Source organism: Salmonella sp. SAL04213 (assembly GCF_046550535.1).
In the GTDB taxonomy this organism is placed as follows: Bacteria; Pseudomonadota; Gammaproteobacteria; order Enterobacterales; family Enterobacteriaceae; genus Salmonella; species Salmonella enterica.
On sequence record NZ_JBGDXS010000001.1, the window covers coordinates 355,531 to 373,908 of the forward strand.

The window sequence follows — 18,378 nt, forward strand, 5'->3', positions numbered from 1 at the left end:
CTGAAATTACGCCATAAAAAGCGTACAAAAAAGGCTCCATATCAGTGGGGCCTTTTTAATTTTTATAAAAGCATATTTCGACAACCAGAATTTTTACTTATAAATAAAGTGTTATTATGTGATCTATATATTCTTCTCAGAATAGCATCAATTTCTCTTTTATTATTTTGATACTCCTCATAATCCTTATTTAATGCATCAGAAAACAGCATGGTGTTAGCTTCTGTAAAATCACATGACAATGACGGTATATATCCATGTAGCAGATAAATAAGTGTTGGATGAACCATATCAAACAAGACTTCTCCCTCTAATTCCCGGTAACCTATTTTACAAAATTGGGTAGAAATCTCAAAAGACCCCATTTGAAGACAACGTAGTTTATTCTTCTCATCCTCAGTAAGCGTACCATTCCATTCAACACATGCCATTTTTCGATTTTCTCCAGATCGCATAAGCTTATAAACTTCATCCCTAATTTCATCATCCTCATTAACTTTCTGCCTAAGGTCAAAAGCAAAGTTTTCTAATAATTCTGGATAGCAAGCAATTTTTTCTCCATACTTAATACATGCTTTAAAAAACAACTCTTCCTCATCTTCTTCCATCACTTTAAAAATACAGTTTTCTGAAACGTTGAGGATACGATGCAAATTACATTTATCAATAACCCTGCCATCAATCTCAAATAAAACTTGTGTCTGACTCACATCAAAACGCATAACAAAGCGGTCTTGTTGAGATGGATTAGCATATTGTTTTAATTGTGCAAAGGCATATATCTTCTCCATGCCGATTGTATCAACATTAAGTTCAGCTTGATTTTCACGTTCACATCCATGGATGAGTGTATATAATACCTCCAGCACCTCTCTTTTTTTGTGTGTTCTGAAGTAGTCCTTAAATCTATCCCATAACCCCATGTATAGCGCTTCTTCTTTATTAGGACTCATCAAACGGGCTAGCCGTGAAGCATTAACTTCATAGTTATGACGATTACCAAAACTTAACGTAACTGGCATAATAACTCCCTTGATTATTTACCGCGAAAGCAAAATCCAATCCGTTGCTCTCATTTTTTTGATTAAAACCACACTCTATTTAAGAGATTGAATCAGCCTGGGTTTAGAAATGACATCAGATTTACACCTGATTGCGCGTTGAATGCGACGCCAGGCGCTGTACAGCGCATAACGTTCTTTGGACACATCTGAATTATGTTGAGAATTATTTTCGTTCTGACCACAACAAAACGGCGCCAACCATTCGAAAAAAGAGGCGGATCATAAACAGCAAAACCAGGACGCTATGGATGATACACTTACAGTATGTATTGCGGTTGAGGCGTTAAACAGAGGTACCGGACTGATGAATGAGCCACAATTTCTGGCGGTGCGAGTTATGCAGCATAGATTTGCCGTATATTTTATACTGAATAGAGGTAAAATAGCTCCATTGCAGCACATTCTGGAACAGCCACACATTCTGTAGTCCAAAATTTACGCTCGCAGTACCGCTTTTTTACAGGATGCAACCCCCTTACCAGGGTGCTCAACATGCCCGGAATGTGTCCATAAACCCCATGTTATTTAGAGCTAGCCGAAGCGATATGAGTAACTTAACCGATTGTATTACAAATGAAAGTGTTGCAGTAACTGCTGATAAAAAGCCGGTTATTGGTCGCATTCACTCCTTTGAGTCCTGTGGCACCGTTGATGGCCCAGGCATCCGCTTTATTACCTTTTTTCAGGGCTGCCTGATGCGCTGCCTGTATTGCCATAACCGCGACACATGGGATACGCATGGCGGTAAAGAAATCACCGTTGAAGACTTAATGAAAGAGGTGGTGACCTATCGGCATTTTATGAATGCTTCTGGCGGCGGCGTGACGGCATCCGGCGGCGAGGCCATTTTGCAGGCAGAATTTGTACGCGACTGGTTTCGCGCCTGTAAAAAAGAAGGTATCCACACCTGTCTCGACACCAACGGCTTTGTGCGCCGTTATGACCCGGTAATTGATGAACTGCTGGACGTTACCGATCTGGTGATGCTCGATCTCAAGCAGATGAATGATGAGATCCACCAGAATCTGGTCGGTGTCTCTAATCACCGGACGCTGGAATTCGCGCAGTATTTATCAAAGAAAAATGTGAAGGTCTGGATCCGTTACGTTGTCGTTCCCGGCTGGTCTGACGACGATGATTCCGCGCATCGCCTGGGCGAGTTTACCCGCGATATGGGTAATGTCGAAAAAATCGAACTGCTGCCCTATCATGAGCTGGGCAAACATAAATGGGTGGCAATGGGCGAAGAATATAAACTGGATGGCGTGAAGCCGCCCAAAAAAGAGACTATGGAGCGTGTAAAGGGTATTCTTGAGCAGTATGGTCATAAAGTAATGTATTAATCGCCTGCTATCTTACCCGCTTTTAAACGGCTGCCCATGAGGGTAGCCGTTTTGCTGTCTGGATAACGCTCTTACCGCTAAAATACCCGACCCCGCCGTCAGACAGGCCTGGTTAACAATATTGCGCTTACCAGGTATCAAATACAGAGTCGCTTATCTGCTGCTGGGTTGAAGGTCTGACAACTATTGCTGACCCGGCACCTGTTAATACCGTGGTCTCCGCCTGGAACCCAGGCACCTGTAACCTTAAAAGGCGCTCGCCTGGCAGGAGCGCCGTGGAAAAGAACGTCGTTATGTGTTTCTACGCGCCAGCAGTGGGAAAATTAATCCCAACCCGACCAGGACAAAAGGCGTCACGATGTTCAACGTCAGCTGGAATGTCCACTCCGGCGTGAACGCCTCCATTTTGGGGAAAATACCGGTAAGGCAGGCAAACGCGGTGAAGGCAAAACACCATATTCCCACAGTTAACGCCAACGCCCGGTTGCGAATAAACACATATTCAGGTTTATACTTTTGCGCCAGTCGAATGACGGCAATAAAGGCGACAAATACCCACAGATAGCGCAGCGGCATAACAACTGAGTTGAGATTAAGCAGCCATTTGTACAGGTTGTTCATATCGCCGATGCCAAGCGTTGGCAACATAATCAAGATAGCGACCAACACTAATGTCAGCAAATAACCGTTAACTGGCGTACCTGAAGCGTTAGTACGACATAAGCGCTGCGGGATATATTTACTGTCTGCATCACCCAGTAAGACTTTCAGTGGCGCATCAATAGAAAACACCAGCGCGGCGATTTGCCCCAGAGTATTGGCAATGGCATAAATCACCATTAATGAATTACCCATATGGTAATACTCACCCAATTTCTGGAATGCATAATATTGCCCATTGGTCATTAAATCGTCAGGTATATGCCGGGAATCAAACATCATTCCCATCGCCAACGAACCGAGGATAGCGCAGACCGCAACCATGACGGCTAAAAAGAGCATCCCCTTCGGAAATTCTTTTCCTGGATTCCGCGTCTGGTTGACATAAGGCGAGATCTTCTCTGCCCCACCAACCGCAAAGACCAACATAGAGATGGTGGTGATATAGGTAAAATCGATATGAGGAATAAATGACTGCCAGGTGATGTTAGTGGTCGCAATTTCAACGTTTGTAATTGCTGGCGCGGTCACTGCCATCACAACATATAAAATTGACATGATAAACATGGCAATCCCGGCCACAGACCCAACAACCTTTAGCGATTTCATCCCCCTGGAAGCAACCCACATAAAGAAAACAAACAATGCCAGCGTCAGCCCCTGCAAGGCAACGACGGTATATTCTTTTATCAACGAGCCGTCGCCTTTTAAAGCCCATCCCAATGCAATGAGTATCGCCTGCGGCTTTTGCGCCAGGTAGGGAATATGCACGACCCAATAGGTCCATGCCGCAAGGTAAGCCAACCCCGGCCCCATCGTATGCTTAATCCAGGTACTGACGCCCCCTTTTCCCTCTTTGAAGGTTGAGCCCAGTTGCCCCACGATTAAGGCATAAGGAATAAAATAGAGCGCAAAAATAAACACCCAGGAGAAGACAACCACTAACCCCTGGTTAGCATAGTTATTGACAACATTGCCGAATCCCCAAACGGTAATAAACGACATCAGGGCGATGTTGTACCATCGCAACTGTTTTTCCTGCACATTCGGCATAACGCGATCCTTCGTGAACACAATGCTATTACTATAAATGAAGCGGGGGATTATGCGCGGTAAAGACGAAGAGAGAAAATAGAGGAGCGCAAAATTATAACCTTCGGCACATTTTATTTTTCAGTAAAGCAAGAAAATTATGCAGGTCAATTATTTTACGTAAAACATAAACAAAGAGTATGCAAGACTCACGTCCTGCATACGATTCAGAGAACAGTCAGATGTGGGCGACAGGATTAGGCGTCTGGCCGGCGTTACGTAACAGCATCAGCAGATAAATAAACGATACGCTGGCGATCATAATAAACAGCAGATTATCTGAATAATTCTGCATTAACATCGCAGCAAAAGACGGCCCCAACAGGCTCCCTACCGTATAACTTAACAACAGCGCCTGGTTCATTGCCACAAGCTGGTGATGTTCGACTTTTTCACAGGCCCAGGCCATTGCGACGGGATAAAGCGTAAAACCCGCCGCCCCCAGAATAAACAGAGCTGGCGCCATCGCCGCCTGGGTTAACATGGCAATACTACCGAGTATGACAACGAATACCTGTACGCGTAATACCAGCAAGCGACCAAATTTGTCCGCCAGACGTCCCATTGGCCATTGCCCCAAAATACCGGCGCTCACCAGCACCGCCATCCAGAAACCGATGCTGGCGTTAGCCATCCCCTGATGCTTCAGATATAACGGCATCAGACCATATAATGAACCAAGAACAATGCCGGAAATAATACAACCATTCACGCCAAGACGCGCCTGGCGTAGCTTCAGCATGGCGCTAATAGAAGAGGAATGACGCGCCTGCGTTTGCTGATTTACAATCCGGGTAAAGAGTAGCGGCAGAATTCCCGCCAGAATCATTCCGGTCACCCAGGGAAGGACGTGCAGCAATTCACCAGATACTTTACTGACCAATAATTGTCCAAGGAAGGTCCCCATGTAATAGACCATCATATAGGCAGCCAGCAGGCGCCCACGATTATGCGAGGTTCCGCTGCACATCAACGCGCTTTCGACAACCACCCAAATCATGGCGCAGCCGATACCGGCAATAAAACGCCAGCTCATCCAGCTCCAGAACCCCACCATCACCCCCAAACCGACACAACCCGCGGCGAAGATCAGCGAGGCAAGATAATAGCTACGGTTAAACCCAATGCGTTTAATTAAATACCCGGTAAATAACGTCCCGACCAGATTGCCGGTAAAATAAGACGAGCTGACCATCCCCACCTGCCAGGTCGGAAGGTTTGCCTGAGCAAGCCACAGCGGCACAAGCGTATTCAGTACCGCAATGGCCAGGGTCAACAAAAGTAGCCCGCACAGCAAAAGCATGACGGGACGGGTATAGGTGGACATGAATAAAAACCGTGAGGAAGTTCAAATTTCATGCGCATCATGCCATCGCCAAAAACATTGTCAATCGGCTCCGCATGGGCGATCCGCAAGTTTTGAGACTATCGATTTGATTTACTTATTCTGTACGTGAATATATTGAAAGACTAAAAATTCATCCCCTTGTTTTTATTGATCTAACCCGCAAAATCGGCGTTTTGTTCAGTCGAAAAATTTCATGGTTCCTTTAGCTTCGTTTTCTTCTCTATGGATTTATATGCGCCTTCTCCGCCCCGGTTATATTCCTTAGATTGATGGCGGCTAAAGACGTATTCGGCCTGCACGTTCTGCAGGCCGAATGCGCGTCAACGCGTTAGCTGGCTACCGCCATGCCCACGGTCATATGCAGCCCATAGAATACGCCGCGGCCAATCAATTCCCCCGCCAGCATCAGAATGAAGGCGACAGAGAGCAACGGTACCGCAGGTTGATACCCTTTTAACTGTGGCACAATCCAGCAGCACAACGCCGCCGCAAGCAGCACCATACGCCAGGCCATCAGCGAGCCATAATCCGGCACCAGAGCAGACGCCTGCTGAATGGAACTGTGAATCGTCGCCAGTTCCGCGCCCTGCATGGCCACCATAATGGCAATAACCACCAGCGCCAGCACCGACACCGCAGGCAACAAACGCATCGCCCAACCGTTCACGCCTGCGATGCGCAGCAGCAGATAACCCAGTAGCGGGCCACCCATAAAGAGCGTCAGGAAGAAGCCCAGCGGCGTCCAGACGCTATACCAGGTCGGTACTGTATCGATGCTGTTATAGACGCGTACCATCATCCAGACGAAGACGACGCCCAGTACCATCGTGATAATCAGCCAGAGTGTGCGCAGTGCCGGCGGCAGCTTTTTCAGTACCGCCAGCAGCCAGCCAATCCCGCCGACCGCAAAAAACACCGAGCCGCTGGCAATTTCATTGCTCAGTGCGGAAGCACCCACGCGGTTAAGCGAGTTAAACGCGCGCATCGGCGAGCCCAGATGCAGCATCGAGGCGATAAAGCCAATCCCCATCAGCACCCACAGACCAAACATACAGGCGATCACCCGCTGCTGCGTTTCCGCGCGCAGGCCGCCCTTCATCAGCGCCAGAGCCAGAACAATAAAACCACCGGCCACGCACTGACCAAAGACCGTGAAGATCATCAACGGCCATTCATGCCATCCACTTCCCATCTTATACCTCCTTCGGATTGGCCAGATAACCGGTAGTATCCCCGGTCGGGCGGCTGTTGGCGTTGGGTTTAATCACAATATTCGGCTTCGTGAAATGCGCGCGCGGCAACGGCGCGACGGCAGCCAGCTCACCGTGTTTTTTACGCAGTTCGTCTATCGGGCCAAAATCCAGCGCCCGCAGCGGGCAGGATTCCACGCAAATCGGTTTCTTGCCTTCCGCCACCCGGTCATAACAGCCGTCGCACTTGGTCATATGACCTTTGGCCGCGTTGTACTGCGGCGCGCCGTACGGGCAGGCCATGTGGCAGTAGCGGCAGCCGATACAGACCTCTTCGTTCACCACCACAAAACCGTCATCGCGCTTGTGCATCGCGCCGCTCGGACAGACTTTGGTACAGGCCGGGTCTTCGCAGTGGTTACAGGAGATGGAGAGATAGTAGGCAAAGACGTTCTGGTGCCAGACGCCGTTATCTTCCTGCCAGTCGCCACCCGCATACTCATAAATGCGGCGGAAGCTGACATCCGGGGTCAAATCTTTGTAGTCCTTGCAGGCCAGTTCGCAGGTTTTGCAACCGGTGCAACGGCTGGAATCAATAAAAAATCCATACTGGGTTGTCATCGGTTACTCCTTACGCCTTTTCAACCTGAACGAGGTTCGTATGTGACGGGTTCCCCTTCGCCAGCGGAGAAGGACGTTGGGTCGTCAGTACGTTAATACATCCGCCCTGATCCACGCGTTTTGCATCCGGGTCATACCATGCGCCTTCTCCCAGGGCGACCACACCCGGCATCATGCGCGGCGTCACTTTAGCCTCGATATGTACTTCGCCGCGATCGTTGAAGATGCGGACTTTATCGCCATTGTTGATACCGCGTTTCTGCGCATCCATTGGGTTAATCCACATTTCCTGGCGACAGGCGGCTTTCAGTACGTCTACGTTGCCATAAGTGGAATGCACACGCGCTTTATAGTGGAAACCCGTCAACTGCAGCGGGAATTTATCCGTTAGCGGATCGTTATAGTTTTCAAAACCTGGCGTGTAGATCGGTAATGGATCGATCACGTCGCCTTCCGGCAGCTCCCAGGTAGCGGCGATATCCGCCAACGCCTGTGAATAGATTTCAATCTTGCCCGATGGCGTTGTAAGTGGATTCGCTTGCGGATCTTCGCGGAAGTCTTTATAGGCGACATGGTGGCCTTCGGGGTCACGCTGTTTGAAGATGCCTTGCTTACGGAACTCCTCAAAGGTGGGCAGATTCGGAATGGATTTACGCGACTGTTCGTACAGATGACGCATCCACTCTTCTTGCGTCCGTCCTTCGGTAAACTGTTGTTCCACGCCAAGACGTTTCGCCAGTTCGCTGGTCATCTCATAAATCGTCTTACACTCGAAGCGCGGTTTAATTGCCTGGTCAGTGAAGATAACGTAAGACATGTTTCCGCAGGAGGCATCCAGCGCAAAGTCCATCTGCTCAGAAGCAGTGCAATCCGGTAACAGAATATCGGCGTATTTTGCCGACGAGGTCATATGACAGTCGATAACGACGATCATTTCGCATTTCTTGTCATCCTGCAGGATTTCGTGGGTGCGGTTAATCTCAGAGTGCTGGTTAATCAAACAGTTGCCAGCATAGTTCCAGATCATTTTAATCGGCACGTCCAGCTTATCTTTCCCCCGCACGCCATCACGCAGCGCCGTCATTTCCGGGCCGCGTTCAATGGCATCGGTCCACATAAACATGGAGATGCTGGTTTCAACCGGGTTTTCTAACGTGGGCATACGTTCAAATGGCAGGGCATAAGACCCTTCGCGCGCGCCGCTATTACCTCCGTTAATCCCAACATTACCCGTCAGGATCGCCAGCATCGAGATGGCGCGCGTGGCGATTTCTCCATTAGCATGACGTTGTGGTCCCCATCCCTGGCAAATATAGGCGGGTTTAGCGCTGCCGATTTCTCGCGCCAGCTTAATAATGCGATCCGCCGGGATACCGGTAATTTGCGCCGCCCACTCCGGCGTCTTCGCGATACCGTCTTTACCCTGGCCCAGAATATAGGCTTTGTAGTGACCGTTTTTCGGCGCGCTGGCAGGCAAGGTTTTTTCGTCATAACCAACGCAATATTTATCCAGGAACGGCTGATCGACCATGTTCTCGGTGATTAAGACATATGCCAGACCATTGACCAGCGCCGCATCGGTACCTGGACGAATCGGAATCCACTCATCTTCGCGACCGGCGCCGGTGTCGGTGTAACGAGGATCGATAATGATCATCCGCGCGTTTGATTTCTGCCGCGCCTGTTCAAGATAATACGTTACGCCGCCCCCGCTCATGCGGGTTTCGCCAGGGTTATTACCAAACAACACCACCAGCTTACTGTTTTCAATGTCGGATGGACTATTGCCATCCGCCCAGCCGCCATAGGTGTAGTTCAGACCCGCTGCGATTTGCGCGGAAGAGTAATCACCGTAGTGGTTAAGATAACCGCCGCAGCAGTTCATCAGACGAGCGACCAGCGTTTTTCCCGGCGGCCATGAACGTGTCAAAGTGCCGCCCAGCGTTCCCGTGCCATAGTTCAGATAAATGGACTCGTTGCCATACTCTTTGATAAGACGCTGCATATTGGTGGCAATGATATCGTAGGCTTCGTCCCAGCTAATACGCTCAAATTTACCTTCGCCGCGCGCGCCGACGCGCTTCATCGGATACTTGAGCCGATCCGGGTTATAGACGCGACGACGCATAGAACGACCGCGCAGGCAGGCGCGAACCTGGTGCAGGCCATCGTAATCATCGTTTCCGGTATTATCCGTTTCTACATATTTGATTTCGCCATCCACAACATGCATACGTAGCGGACAACGGCTGCCACAGTTTACCGTACAGGCGCTCCAGACGACTTTCTCGTCGGTTTTCGTCGGGCTTATCGCCTCTGCGGCGTTAGCGATGCGGGTAAATGGCAGGGTAAATGCGCTACTGGCCATCGCCAGGCCGCCTATCGCGGTGGTTTTGACTAAACCACGACGGCTCACCTCGGCTGCCAGCACGGCATCAGGGATCTTAGTTTTCATAAGGGCTCACTCTGCTGCTCACAATAAAAAAAACAATAAAACGATGTATAGAATTTTATATAGCGATAGCATCGCTATAAAGTCTGATATATATCGAAAAAGTAGAAAAATAGTGTTAAAAACTGACCTTCATTCGAAATCAGTATTACCCCTAATAGGGTAGGGATTATTGTCCGGTATCAAACTGGCATAAAAAAAGCGCCCGAAGGCGCTTTTTAGAAGAGGAGAAAGCGAGGATTAGCCGATATATTCCAGTCCGTTCATGTACGGACGTAATACTTCCGGCACTTCAATGCGGCCATCAGCCTGCTGATAGTTTTCCATCACGGCCACCAGGGTACGACCTACCGCCAGACCAGAACCATTCAGGGTATGGACCAGACGGGTCTTTTTGTCGGACTTGCTGCGACAGCGTGCCTGCATACGACGCGCCTGGAAGTCCCAGACGTTAGAGCAGGAAGAGATCTCGCGGTAGGTATTCTGCGCCGGAACCCAGACTTCGAGGTCATAGGTTTTGCAGGCGCCGAAGCCCATATCGCCAGTGCACAGAATGATTTTACGATACGGCAGTCCCAGTAGCTGGAGCACTTTTTCCGCGTGGCCGGTCATCTCTTCCAACGCAGCCATAGAATCTTCCGGGCGAACGATCTGCACCATTTCCACTTTGTCAAACTGATGCATACGAATCAGGCCACGGGTATCACGACCATAAGAACCTGCTTCAGAACGGAAACAAGGCGTATGCGCCGTCATTTTAATCGGCAGCTGATCTTCGTCGATGATTTCATCGCGTACCAGATTGGTCAGCGGAACCTCCGCCGTCGGGATCAAAGCATAGTTGCTGCTGTCTGCTTCTTCTTCCAGCGGACGGGTATGGAACAAGTCGCCTGCGAATTTCGGCAGTTGACCGGTGCCATACAGCGTGTCGTGGTTAACCAGATACGGCACGTAGTTTTCGCTATAGCCGTGCTGTTCCGTATGCAGATCCAACATGAACTGCGACAATGCGCGATGCATACGCGCAATCTGTCCTTTCATCACCACAAAACGGGAGCCGGTCAGCTTAACCGCGGCGGCAAAATCGAGGCCGGAGTGCATTTCCCCTAAGGTGACGTGATCGCGGATTTCAAAATCAAACTCACGCGGGGTACCCCAGCGGCTGACTTCAACGTTGTCGTTTTCATCTTTACCTACCGGCACTTCAACCGCAGGCAGGTTTGGGATGGTCAGCGCGATATCGCGGATCTCCGCCAGCAAGGTATCCAGCTCGGCTTTCGCCGCATCCAGCTCTTCGCCCAGTTTATTCACTTCCAGGCGTAAAGGCTCAATATCTTCCCCGCGCGCTTTCGCCTGGCCGATGGATTTCGATCGAGAATTACGCTCCGCCTGCAGGTTTTCCGTGTTGACCTGCAAAACTTTACGACGCTCTTCAAGAGCGCGCAGCTTATCTACATCCAGCTTAAAGCCCCGGCGTGCCAGTTTTTCAGCGACTGCGTCTGGCTCATTACGCAGCAGATTGGGATCGAGCATGCTTATCCTGTGCTTATCGAATAATAAAAGGAAACGCGATCAATTGATGATCGCCTCTGATTGTATTGATGAACGTAAACCGCGTTTACGTAATAGCGACGTTTTCGCCTTACCTGACCGACGACAGCAACAACGCATCCATTGCGCTATACCCGCGGACCTCATAAGCAACGTGCTATCAGGCATAACGAGATTCATCATCAACGCCATGATACCTGGAGCATCATATTTAGAGATAACCTTACCGCAACGTTTACACTAGCGGTAGCGTTTTGTGGGGCTATTTTGATCCTGTTCAGCCAGCCAGGCGAGCTTTTCGCCAATCTTGCCTTCCAGACCACGATTTGTCGGATGATAATAGCGCGTTTGCGCGATTTCCGGCGGGAAGTACACTTCACCCGCAGCATAGGCATTGGGCTCATCGTGGGCATAGCGGTACTCCTGACCATACCCCATCTCTTTCATCAGTTTGGTTGGCGCATTACGCAGATGGACAGGAACGTCATAATCAGGACGCTCGCGCGCGTCGGCCAACGCAGCCTTAAAGGCGGTATAGACGGCGTTGCTCTTCGGCGCGCAGGCGAGATAAACGATAGCCTGCGCGATCGCCCTTTCGCCTTCAGCCGGGCCAACGCGGGTGAAACAATCCCATGCGGCAATGGCGACCTGCATCGCGCGCGGATCGGCATTACCCACATCTTCCGAGGCAATCGCCAGGCAGCGACGCGCCACGTACAGCGGATCGCCTCCCGCGGTAATGATACGGGCATACCAATAGAGGGCGGCATCCGGCGCGCTGCCGCGCACTGATTTATGTAAGGCGGAAATAAGATCGTAGAAGCGATCGCCTTTGTTATCAAAACGCGCGCTGCGCTCGCCGGCGATCTCGGCCAACAAGGCGGGCAATAAAACGCGTTTGCCGCTGTCATCCGCCTCCGCCATATCAGCCATCATTTCCAGCGTATTTAAGGCGCGCCGCGCGTCGCCATTGACCAGCTCAGCAATCGCTCGCCGTGTCTCATCCGGTAACACGATATCCTGATCGCCGTAACCACGCGTTTTGTCCTGCATCGCCTGGTCCAGTACTTGCTCAATATCGTCAGTGGTCAACGATTTCAGCAGATAGACCCGCGCTCGCGACAATAGCGCCGAGTTCAGTTCAAAAGAGGGATTTTCCGTGGTCGCGCCGATAAAGGTGATAGTGCCATCTTCGATATGCGGTAAAAAGGCGTCCTGCTGGCTTTTGTTAAAGCGATGCACTTCATCGACAAACAGGATGGTACGGCGACCAGCATTACGATTCTGGCGGGCGCGCTCGATAGCTTCACGAATCTCTTTTACCCCAGAAGTGACGGCGGAAATACGCTCGACATCGGCGCTGGCGTAGCGGGCGATCACTTCAGCGAGCGTGGTTTTCCCCGTCCCTGGCGGCCCCCATAAAATCATGGAGTGCAGATGCCCGGCCTCAATAGCGCGAGGCAACGGCTTACCTGCGGCCAGCAAATGCTGCTGGCCGATATACTGCGCTAAATTTTCCGGCCGCATTCGCGCGGCCAGCGGTTGAAACGTATTATCAGAAAAATCGAGCGACAGATTGCTCACTCATCGCCTCTACTTACGTTGGTCGTCTATCGTTACCCCTTGCGGCGGAGTAAACGTAAATTTTGACGGATCAACAGCGCCGTTTTGCTGGGATTTTAGCTGATAGGCGCTACGCTGATCGTCTTGTTCTACGGCGCTAAACTGGTGGATAGTCCCGTCGCGTCCCACATTGATGGTGAACTGTTTCAGATTGCCGTTGCTGGCTTTCGGCGTCAGCACAAAATTATCGCCATCCTGCTTAATATTATATTGCTGCCAGTCGCTGGCCTGGTTGCGGGCAATCAGCATAAACGGTGTATTTCCGGTGGCATCTTTCAACCACGTGGCGGTAGCCTGTTCTACAAACGGGTTATAGAACCATAACGTTTTGCCGTCAGAAACCAGAATACTCTCGTCAGGTTGCGTCATATGCCAGTTGAATAGATTTGGCCGCTTAACCCATAAATCCCCCTGTCCCTCCTGCACCGCGGCACCGCTGCCATCGGTGACTTTTTGAGTAAAGGTGGCATGAAAGCTGCTCACTTTATCCAGACGGCTTTTCAGAGAGCTGGCGGCGTCAGCCCATACGCTGCTGGCTACAACGCTTGAAAGTAATGCACAGGCGATTGCCATTTTTTTCATCATTATTCCTCAGGTTTCGACACTCCCGACCAGGAGCTCCTTTTGCTTTCTATTCCAGGCCAAAAATCAGCATGAGGAAAGAAGAAAATACTGAATTTTGTTGCCGGATGGCAGCCTGCACAGCGCCATCCGGCTTACAGGTTTACTCAAAAGGCGGCGGAGCCAGCACTTCACGATTACCGTTATGCCCCTGAGCGCTGACAATACCCTGCGCTTCCATCTGTTCGATAATACGCGCCGCACGGTTATAGCCGATGCGGAACTGACGCTGAACGCCGGAAATGGACGCTTTACGCTTCTGGGTGACGAAATTAACGGCCTGATCGAATAGCGCATCTAATTCTTCGCCGCCGTCAAAACCGCCACCGCCACCTTCGCTTTCGCTGTCGGAGGTAATGCCATCCACATATTGCGGACGACCGCGCGCTTTCCAGTCCTGCACCACCGCATGGACTTCCTGGTCACGCACAAACGCCCCATGGACACGTACCGGCATGGTGGAGTTTGGTCCGGAATAGAGCATGTCCCCCATTCCCAATAGCGACTCAGCGCCACCCTGATCAAGAATGGTGCGGGAGTCGATCTTACTGGATACGGTAAAAGCGATACGGGTTGGTATGTTGGCTTTAATTAAACCAGTAATCACATCGACCGACGGACGCTGCGTCGCCAGTACCAGGTGAATCCCCGCGGCGCGCGCTTTCTGCGCCAGACGCGCGATCAGCTCTTCAACTTTTTTACCGACGGTCATCATCAGGTCGGCAAATTCATCAACCAGTACCACGATATACGGCAGTTTTTCCAGAACCGGATGCTGAACATCCATACTGTCGCCCGGCTTCCAGTACGGGTCCGGAATCGGACGCCCCATGCGGGCCGCTTCGGCGATTTTCTCGTTATACCCAGCCAGATTACGCACGCCGAGCGCGGACATCAGCTTATAGCGACGCTCCATCTCATTGACGCTCCAGCGTAACGCGTTAGCCGCGTCTTTCATGTCGGTAACAACTTCCGTCAGCAGATGCGGTATACCTTCATAGACCGAGAGTTCTAACATTTTCGGGTCGATCATGATAAAGCGAACGTCTTCCGGCTGCGCTTTATACAGCATACTGAGGATCATGGCGTTAACCCCGACCGACTTACCGGAACCGGTCGTACCGGCCACCAGCAGGTGAGGCATTTTCGCCAGATCCGCCACTACCGGATCGCCCGCGATATCCTTACCTAACACCACGGTAAGCGGCGACGGATTCTCGCGGAATTTGGCGTTATCCAACACTTCGCGCAGATAAACGGTTTGCCGTTTCTTGTTCGGCAATTCCAACCCTACGTAAGGTTTGCCTGGAATGACTTCCACAACACGTACGGCTACCGTTGACAAGGAGCGCGCCAGATCCCGGGAAAGGTTGGAGATACGCGCCGCTTTAACGCCCGGGGCCAGATTCAGTTCAAAGCGAGTAATGACCGGGCCTGGCGAATAGTTCACCACATCAGCTTTAATGCGGAAATCCGCCAGACGCGCTTCAACCAGACGCGCCATTTGTTCCAGCGCAAAGGTATCTACCGGTTCAACTTCGCTCGGCGGCGGCGTCAGAAGATCTAACGAAGGCAGCGGCGTCGTCGGACGCTGTAATGGACGACTGTCGCCGTTACGCATCAACAGCGGGTGGATCAGGCTGTCTTGCGGCGCTGTCGGCTGTTGCGGCTGCTGATACTGCGGTTGCGGCGCTACCGGCTGTTGCGGCTGCTGATACTGCGGCTGCGGCGCTACCGGCTGTTGCGGCTGCTGATACTGCGGCTGCGGCGCTACCGGCTGTTGCGGCTGCTGATACTGTGGCTGCGGCGCTACCGGCTGTTGCGGCTGCTGATACTGCGGCTGTGGCGCTGTCGGTTGCTGCGGCTGCGGCGCTACCGGCTGTTGCGGCTGCTGATACTGCGGCTGCGGCGCTACCGGCTGTTGCGGCTGCTGGTACTGTGGCTGAGGCTGCGGCGCTACCGGTTGCTGAACAGGCGTTGACTCGGGCATGACACCCGGCGTGAACAGCGGTTCGTGCGGACCTTCATCAACCAATACTTTCATTGGCGAGAAATCCAGATCGTCCAGTGAGAACGGCTGCGCGCCAGCGGGTTGCTCGCCGGAATAGCGCTGCTGTTGCGAAGCGGCAAACTGGCGGGCTAATTCAGCTTCCGCAGCGGTATCGTCATCTTCTGTCTGTTGAGTATCATGCTGATACGTCTCACCATAACGATGCTGCTGCGACTGCGCAAACTGACGAGCTAACTCGTCCTGATGCATTGCATCTATTTCTTCATCTGTTAGCTGCGCGCCCGTCTCGTACTGATTGCGCTCCGCCTCGCGGGCTTTTTCTTCTGCAATCCTCTGTGACGGCAGCTTAATACCGTACGATGCCAGTTCCCGTCGGGTCGGCACGCGAACGCGGTTCGGACGCGGCAGTTGCGGACCAATCCCCTCTTTCACCTGCGGACGCGGCGCGCCGCCGGTAGCCAGACTAAATGCAGGCGCAGCGGCCGCGGCGCCTGCTGCCAGGGCGCCACTCTTAATACCTGCGTCAAGCGACGCGGCGGCGGCTACCGCTTCCACTGGCGGTATGGACGGCGCGACAGATACCGTAGGTTTGACCGGCACGTTCTCTTTTACCGGCTCCGGAATCGGTTGATACCATGCCGCCAGTTGTTCGCGCTCACGGGCGCGTTTCTCTTCCACCTCTTCAAAATAGTAAAGCGGAGGACGGGCAGGTCTGGTCTCTTCTGTGTCAGGTTCAGGCTCGGTGGCAACCGGCTGTTCGATAACCGGCGGCGGCATGTGAGAAGGTTCAGCCGCTATCGGCTCCGGCTGATGGGTCGGCTCCGGCTGCCAGTGTTGTTCGGCATCCGGCGCCTGCCATTGCGGCTGTGTTTCCTGCGGCGCAAGAGAGTCATATTCTGCTGCGGTCGCTGGCGTCGCGGCGTATTGCGGCGCGGAAGCGACAGGCACAGGTTGCTGCCACGGCGCACTTTGCGCCTCCTGCGGTTGAGCATATTGCGGATGCGGCTGATACCCCTCCGGCGCAGGCGCGATAACCGGTTCGCCGGTTTGCGGCCCCGGTACGGGCTGCCACTCCACGGTCGGTTGCGCGACAACCGGCTCAGCCCCCGGCATGGGCGGCGTTTGCATTATGGGATCGGCGGACGCTGCCCACGTCTGGGTGACGGCAGTTGCGGCCGCAGCGGCGGCGACCGGTTCGGTGACAGAATGGCCGTTTAACAGCGGATCATATTCATCATATTCCGGCTGCGTCGCACGGTTGCCCGAAAACAGAACGTCGTCCGGATCGGCAGCGACGCCGCGCGCACTATACTGAATGTCCTCGTCATCATCCATCCGTTTGCCGGAAAAGAGCGCGGCATCGGTCTGACGGCCCCGTGGATTGCTGAATTTTTCAGCCAGTCGCTTACGACGCGCCAACGCGCCGCGCAAAATACGCGCCCGGCGAGATTCACGCTGCACGCCGTCGGTTTCTTCATCGTATTCGTCATCATACTCTTCGTCGTCAACCCACGTATCATCACGCCGGGTACGGTTGCTGGCGAAGGTCAGTATATTAAGCAGCCAGCCGCCTAATTTTTCGGCGATACTGACCCAGGACCAGCCGGTAAAGAGCGTCAGCCCGGCAGCCCAAATACAGAGAAGCATTATCGTTCCGCCGCTACTATGCAACAACGGCTGCAGCGTGGTGCTTAACAGGCTGCCAATTACGCCGCCAGAGGCGAAATACCAGATATCGTCAGCATTAATGGCCGCCAGACCGCAGGAAGTGAGAATCAGCGCCAGCACGCCGATAAGGCGTAGCGACACAGCAAAATAGTCGATGTAATCATCCGTAGACTGATGACGCCACGCAAACCAACACCCGCCGACAATAATGACAGGGATGGTGTAGGCCATTACGCCAAAAATAAAGAACAGTGTATCGGCCAGCCACGCGCCCGGCGCGCCGCCTAAATTATGGATGGGTTCATGCCAGGCGGTTTGCGACCAACTGGGGTCCGAAGGGTTAAAGCTCAACAAGGCCGCCATCAACCAGACGGCAAAAAGGGCAATAAGTATCAACAACGCTTCCAGAAGTCGGCGCCCGCTGCTTAACTTCGTCAATGTGACGTCTTTGTCTTCAGTATATTCCTGGCTCAAAAAAGGCTCTCCAGGTTCCAGGCTTTTCCCGCCCGATGCTAAAACGGACAACAGCACCGGGTTGCCCCGGCACTGTTGCTGTATGGATTAACAGGAGTGTAATCAAACTACGGCGATTTTGCACCTGTTCCGTGTTAGCGTGTCTTAATAACCAGACGATTACTCTGTTTTACCTCTTCCATCACTACGTAAGTTCGGGTGTCGTTCACACCTGGCAAGCGCAGCAACGTCTCTCCCAATAGTTTTCGATACGCTGACATATCCGGTACACGGGTTTTCAACAGGTAGTCGAAATCGCCGGAAACCAAATGACACTCCTGAATCTCTTCAAGCTTTTGCACGGCGGCATTAAACTGTTCAAACACATCCGGCGCGCCGCGATTTAAGGTAATCTCAACGAATACCAGAAGTGACGCATCCAGATAATGCGGGTTCAACAGCGCCGTATAGCCCTGGATAAACCCCTGTCGCTCCAGCCGACGCACACGCTCAAGGCAAGGTGTCGGCGAAAGTCCTACTCGTTTAGAAAGCTCGACGTTGGAAATACGCCCATCCTTTTGCAGTTCATTAAGAATGTTACGATCGATACGGTCGAGATCTTTGCCAGGGCGCTTCTTGCTATCTACCATTATTATTGTCTCTCTGTATTCCTTCCCTACT

The 18,378-nt window shown here is 52.0% G+C and carries 12 protein-coding genes and 1 pseudogene; 2 read left to right on the top strand and 11 right to left on the bottom strand.

The window, feature by feature from the left end; all coding sequences use genetic code 11:
• Positions 1-62 precede the first annotated feature (62 nt).
• Entirely contained in the window at positions 63-1,022 is a 960-nt protein-coding gene (gene sopD2, locus ACLJPQ_RS01795; RefSeq protein ID WP_076937365.1) for a type III secretion system effector SopD2, read from the bottom strand.
• Positions 1,023-1,153: 131 nt separating this feature from the next.
• Here sopD2 and ACLJPQ_RS01800 point away from each other — a divergent pair.
• Positions 1,154-1,491: pseudogene (locus tag ACLJPQ_RS01800) on the top strand (cytoplasmic protein).
• 118 nt (positions 1,492-1,609) lie between these two features.
• Positions 1,610-2,407, top strand: coding sequence for a pyruvate formate lyase 1-activating protein (gene pflA / locus ACLJPQ_RS01805; RefSeq protein ID WP_000067928.1), 798 nt, complete (start codon positions 1,610-1,612; stop codon positions 2,405-2,407).
• 291 nt (positions 2,408-2,698) lie between these two features.
• Here pflA and ACLJPQ_RS01810 read toward each other — a convergent pair whose 3' ends face one another.
• The 10 genes from ACLJPQ_RS01810 to lrp form a co-directional block, all read right to left on the bottom strand.
• Positions 2,699-4,120 carry an APC family permease gene (locus ACLJPQ_RS01810; RefSeq protein WP_001134264.1) on the bottom strand — a complete coding sequence of 474 codons (1,422 nt, stop codon included), beginning with the start codon at positions 4,118-4,120 and terminating at the stop codon, positions 2,699-2,701.
• A 217-nt stretch (positions 4,121-4,337) separates the two neighbouring features.
• Entirely contained in the window at positions 4,338-5,486 is a 1,149-nt protein-coding gene (locus tag ACLJPQ_RS01815) for an MFS transporter (RefSeq protein WP_000109271.1), read from the bottom strand.
• 349 nt (positions 5,487-5,835) lie between these two features.
• Positions 5,836-6,699, bottom strand: coding sequence for a dimethyl sulfoxide reductase anchor subunit family protein (locus ACLJPQ_RS01820; RefSeq protein WP_079898309.1), 864 nt, complete (start codon positions 6,697-6,699; stop codon positions 5,836-5,838).
• A gap of 1 nt (position 6,700) precedes the next feature.
• The gene (gene dmsB / locus ACLJPQ_RS01825) at positions 6,701-7,318 is read right to left on the bottom strand and encodes a dimethylsulfoxide reductase iron-sulfur subunit DmsB (RefSeq protein ID WP_000213069.1); all 618 of its coding nucleotides are present in this window, start codon (positions 7,316-7,318) and stop codon (positions 6,701-6,703) included.
• A gap of 10 nt (positions 7,319-7,328) precedes the next feature.
• The gene (gene dmsA, locus ACLJPQ_RS01830; protein WP_000850262.1) at positions 7,329-9,773 is read right to left on the bottom strand and encodes a dimethylsulfoxide reductase subunit A; all 2,445 of its coding nucleotides are present in this window, start codon (positions 9,771-9,773) and stop codon (positions 7,329-7,331) included.
• A gap of 237 nt (positions 9,774-10,010) precedes the next feature.
• Positions 10,011-11,303: a serine--tRNA ligase gene (gene serS / locus ACLJPQ_RS01835; RefSeq protein ID WP_080185203.1), complete on the bottom strand. Its 1,293-nt coding sequence runs from the start codon at positions 11,301-11,303 to the stop codon at positions 10,011-10,013.
• Positions 11,304-11,561: 258 nt separating this feature from the next.
• Positions 11,562-12,905, bottom strand: a complete 1,344-nt coding sequence (rarA, locus tag ACLJPQ_RS01840; protein WP_000067784.1) for a replication-associated recombination protein RarA — start codon at positions 12,903-12,905, stop codon at positions 11,562-11,564.
• A 9-nt stretch (positions 12,906-12,914) separates the two neighbouring features.
• The gene (lolA, locus tag ACLJPQ_RS01845) at positions 12,915-13,526 is read right to left on the bottom strand and encodes an outer membrane lipoprotein chaperone LolA (protein WP_001519746.1); all 612 of its coding nucleotides are present in this window, start codon (positions 13,524-13,526) and stop codon (positions 12,915-12,917) included.
• A gap of 142 nt (positions 13,527-13,668) precedes the next feature.
• Entirely contained in the window at positions 13,669-17,718 is a 4,050-nt protein-coding gene (gene ftsK, locus ACLJPQ_RS01850) for a DNA translocase FtsK (RefSeq protein ID WP_138010006.1), read from the bottom strand.
• A gap of 134 nt (positions 17,719-17,852) precedes the next feature.
• The gene (lrp, locus tag ACLJPQ_RS01855) at positions 17,853-18,347 is read right to left on the bottom strand and encodes a leucine-responsive transcriptional regulator Lrp (RefSeq protein WP_000228469.1); all 495 of its coding nucleotides are present in this window, start codon (positions 18,345-18,347) and stop codon (positions 17,853-17,855) included.
• Positions 18,348-18,378: the final 31 nt, after the last annotated feature.

What these genes read in the sequence shown, in the direction of transcription:
- sopD2 (WP_076937365.1), bottom strand. Translation starts at nt 1,022, where the DNA reads ATGCCAGTTACGTTAAGTTTTGGTAATCGTCATAACTATGAAGTTAAT.
- pflA (WP_000067928.1), top strand. Translation starts at nt 1,610, where the DNA reads ATGAGTAACTTAACCGATTGTATTACAAATGAAAGTGTTGCAGTAACT.
- ACLJPQ_RS01810 (WP_001134264.1), bottom strand. Translation starts at nt 4,120, where the DNA reads ATGCCGAATGTGCAGGAAAAACAGTTGCGATGGTACAACATCGCCCTG.
- ACLJPQ_RS01815 (WP_000109271.1), bottom strand. Translation starts at nt 5,486, where the DNA reads ATGTCCACCTATACCCGTCCCGTCATGCTTTTGCTGTGCGGGCTACTT.
- ACLJPQ_RS01820 (WP_079898309.1), bottom strand. Translation starts at nt 6,699, where the DNA reads ATGGGAAGTGGATGGCATGAATGGCCGTTGATGATCTTCACGGTCTTT.
- dmsB (WP_000213069.1), bottom strand. Translation starts at nt 7,318, where the DNA reads ATGACAACCCAGTATGGATTTTTTATTGATTCCAGCCGTTGCACCGGT.
- dmsA (WP_000850262.1), bottom strand. Translation starts at nt 9,773, where the DNA reads ATGAAAACTAAGATCCCTGATGCCGTGCTGGCAGCCGAGGTGAGCCGT.
- serS (WP_080185203.1), bottom strand. Translation starts at nt 11,303, where the DNA reads ATGCTCGATCCCAATCTGCTGCGTAATGAGCCAGACGCAGTCGCTGAA.
- lolA (WP_001519746.1), bottom strand. Translation starts at nt 13,526, where the DNA reads ATGAAAAAAATGGCAATCGCCTGTGCATTACTTTCAAGCGTTGTAGCC.
- lrp (WP_000228469.1), bottom strand. Translation starts at nt 18,347, where the DNA reads ATGGTAGATAGCAAGAAGCGCCCTGGCAAAGATCTCGACCGTATCGAT.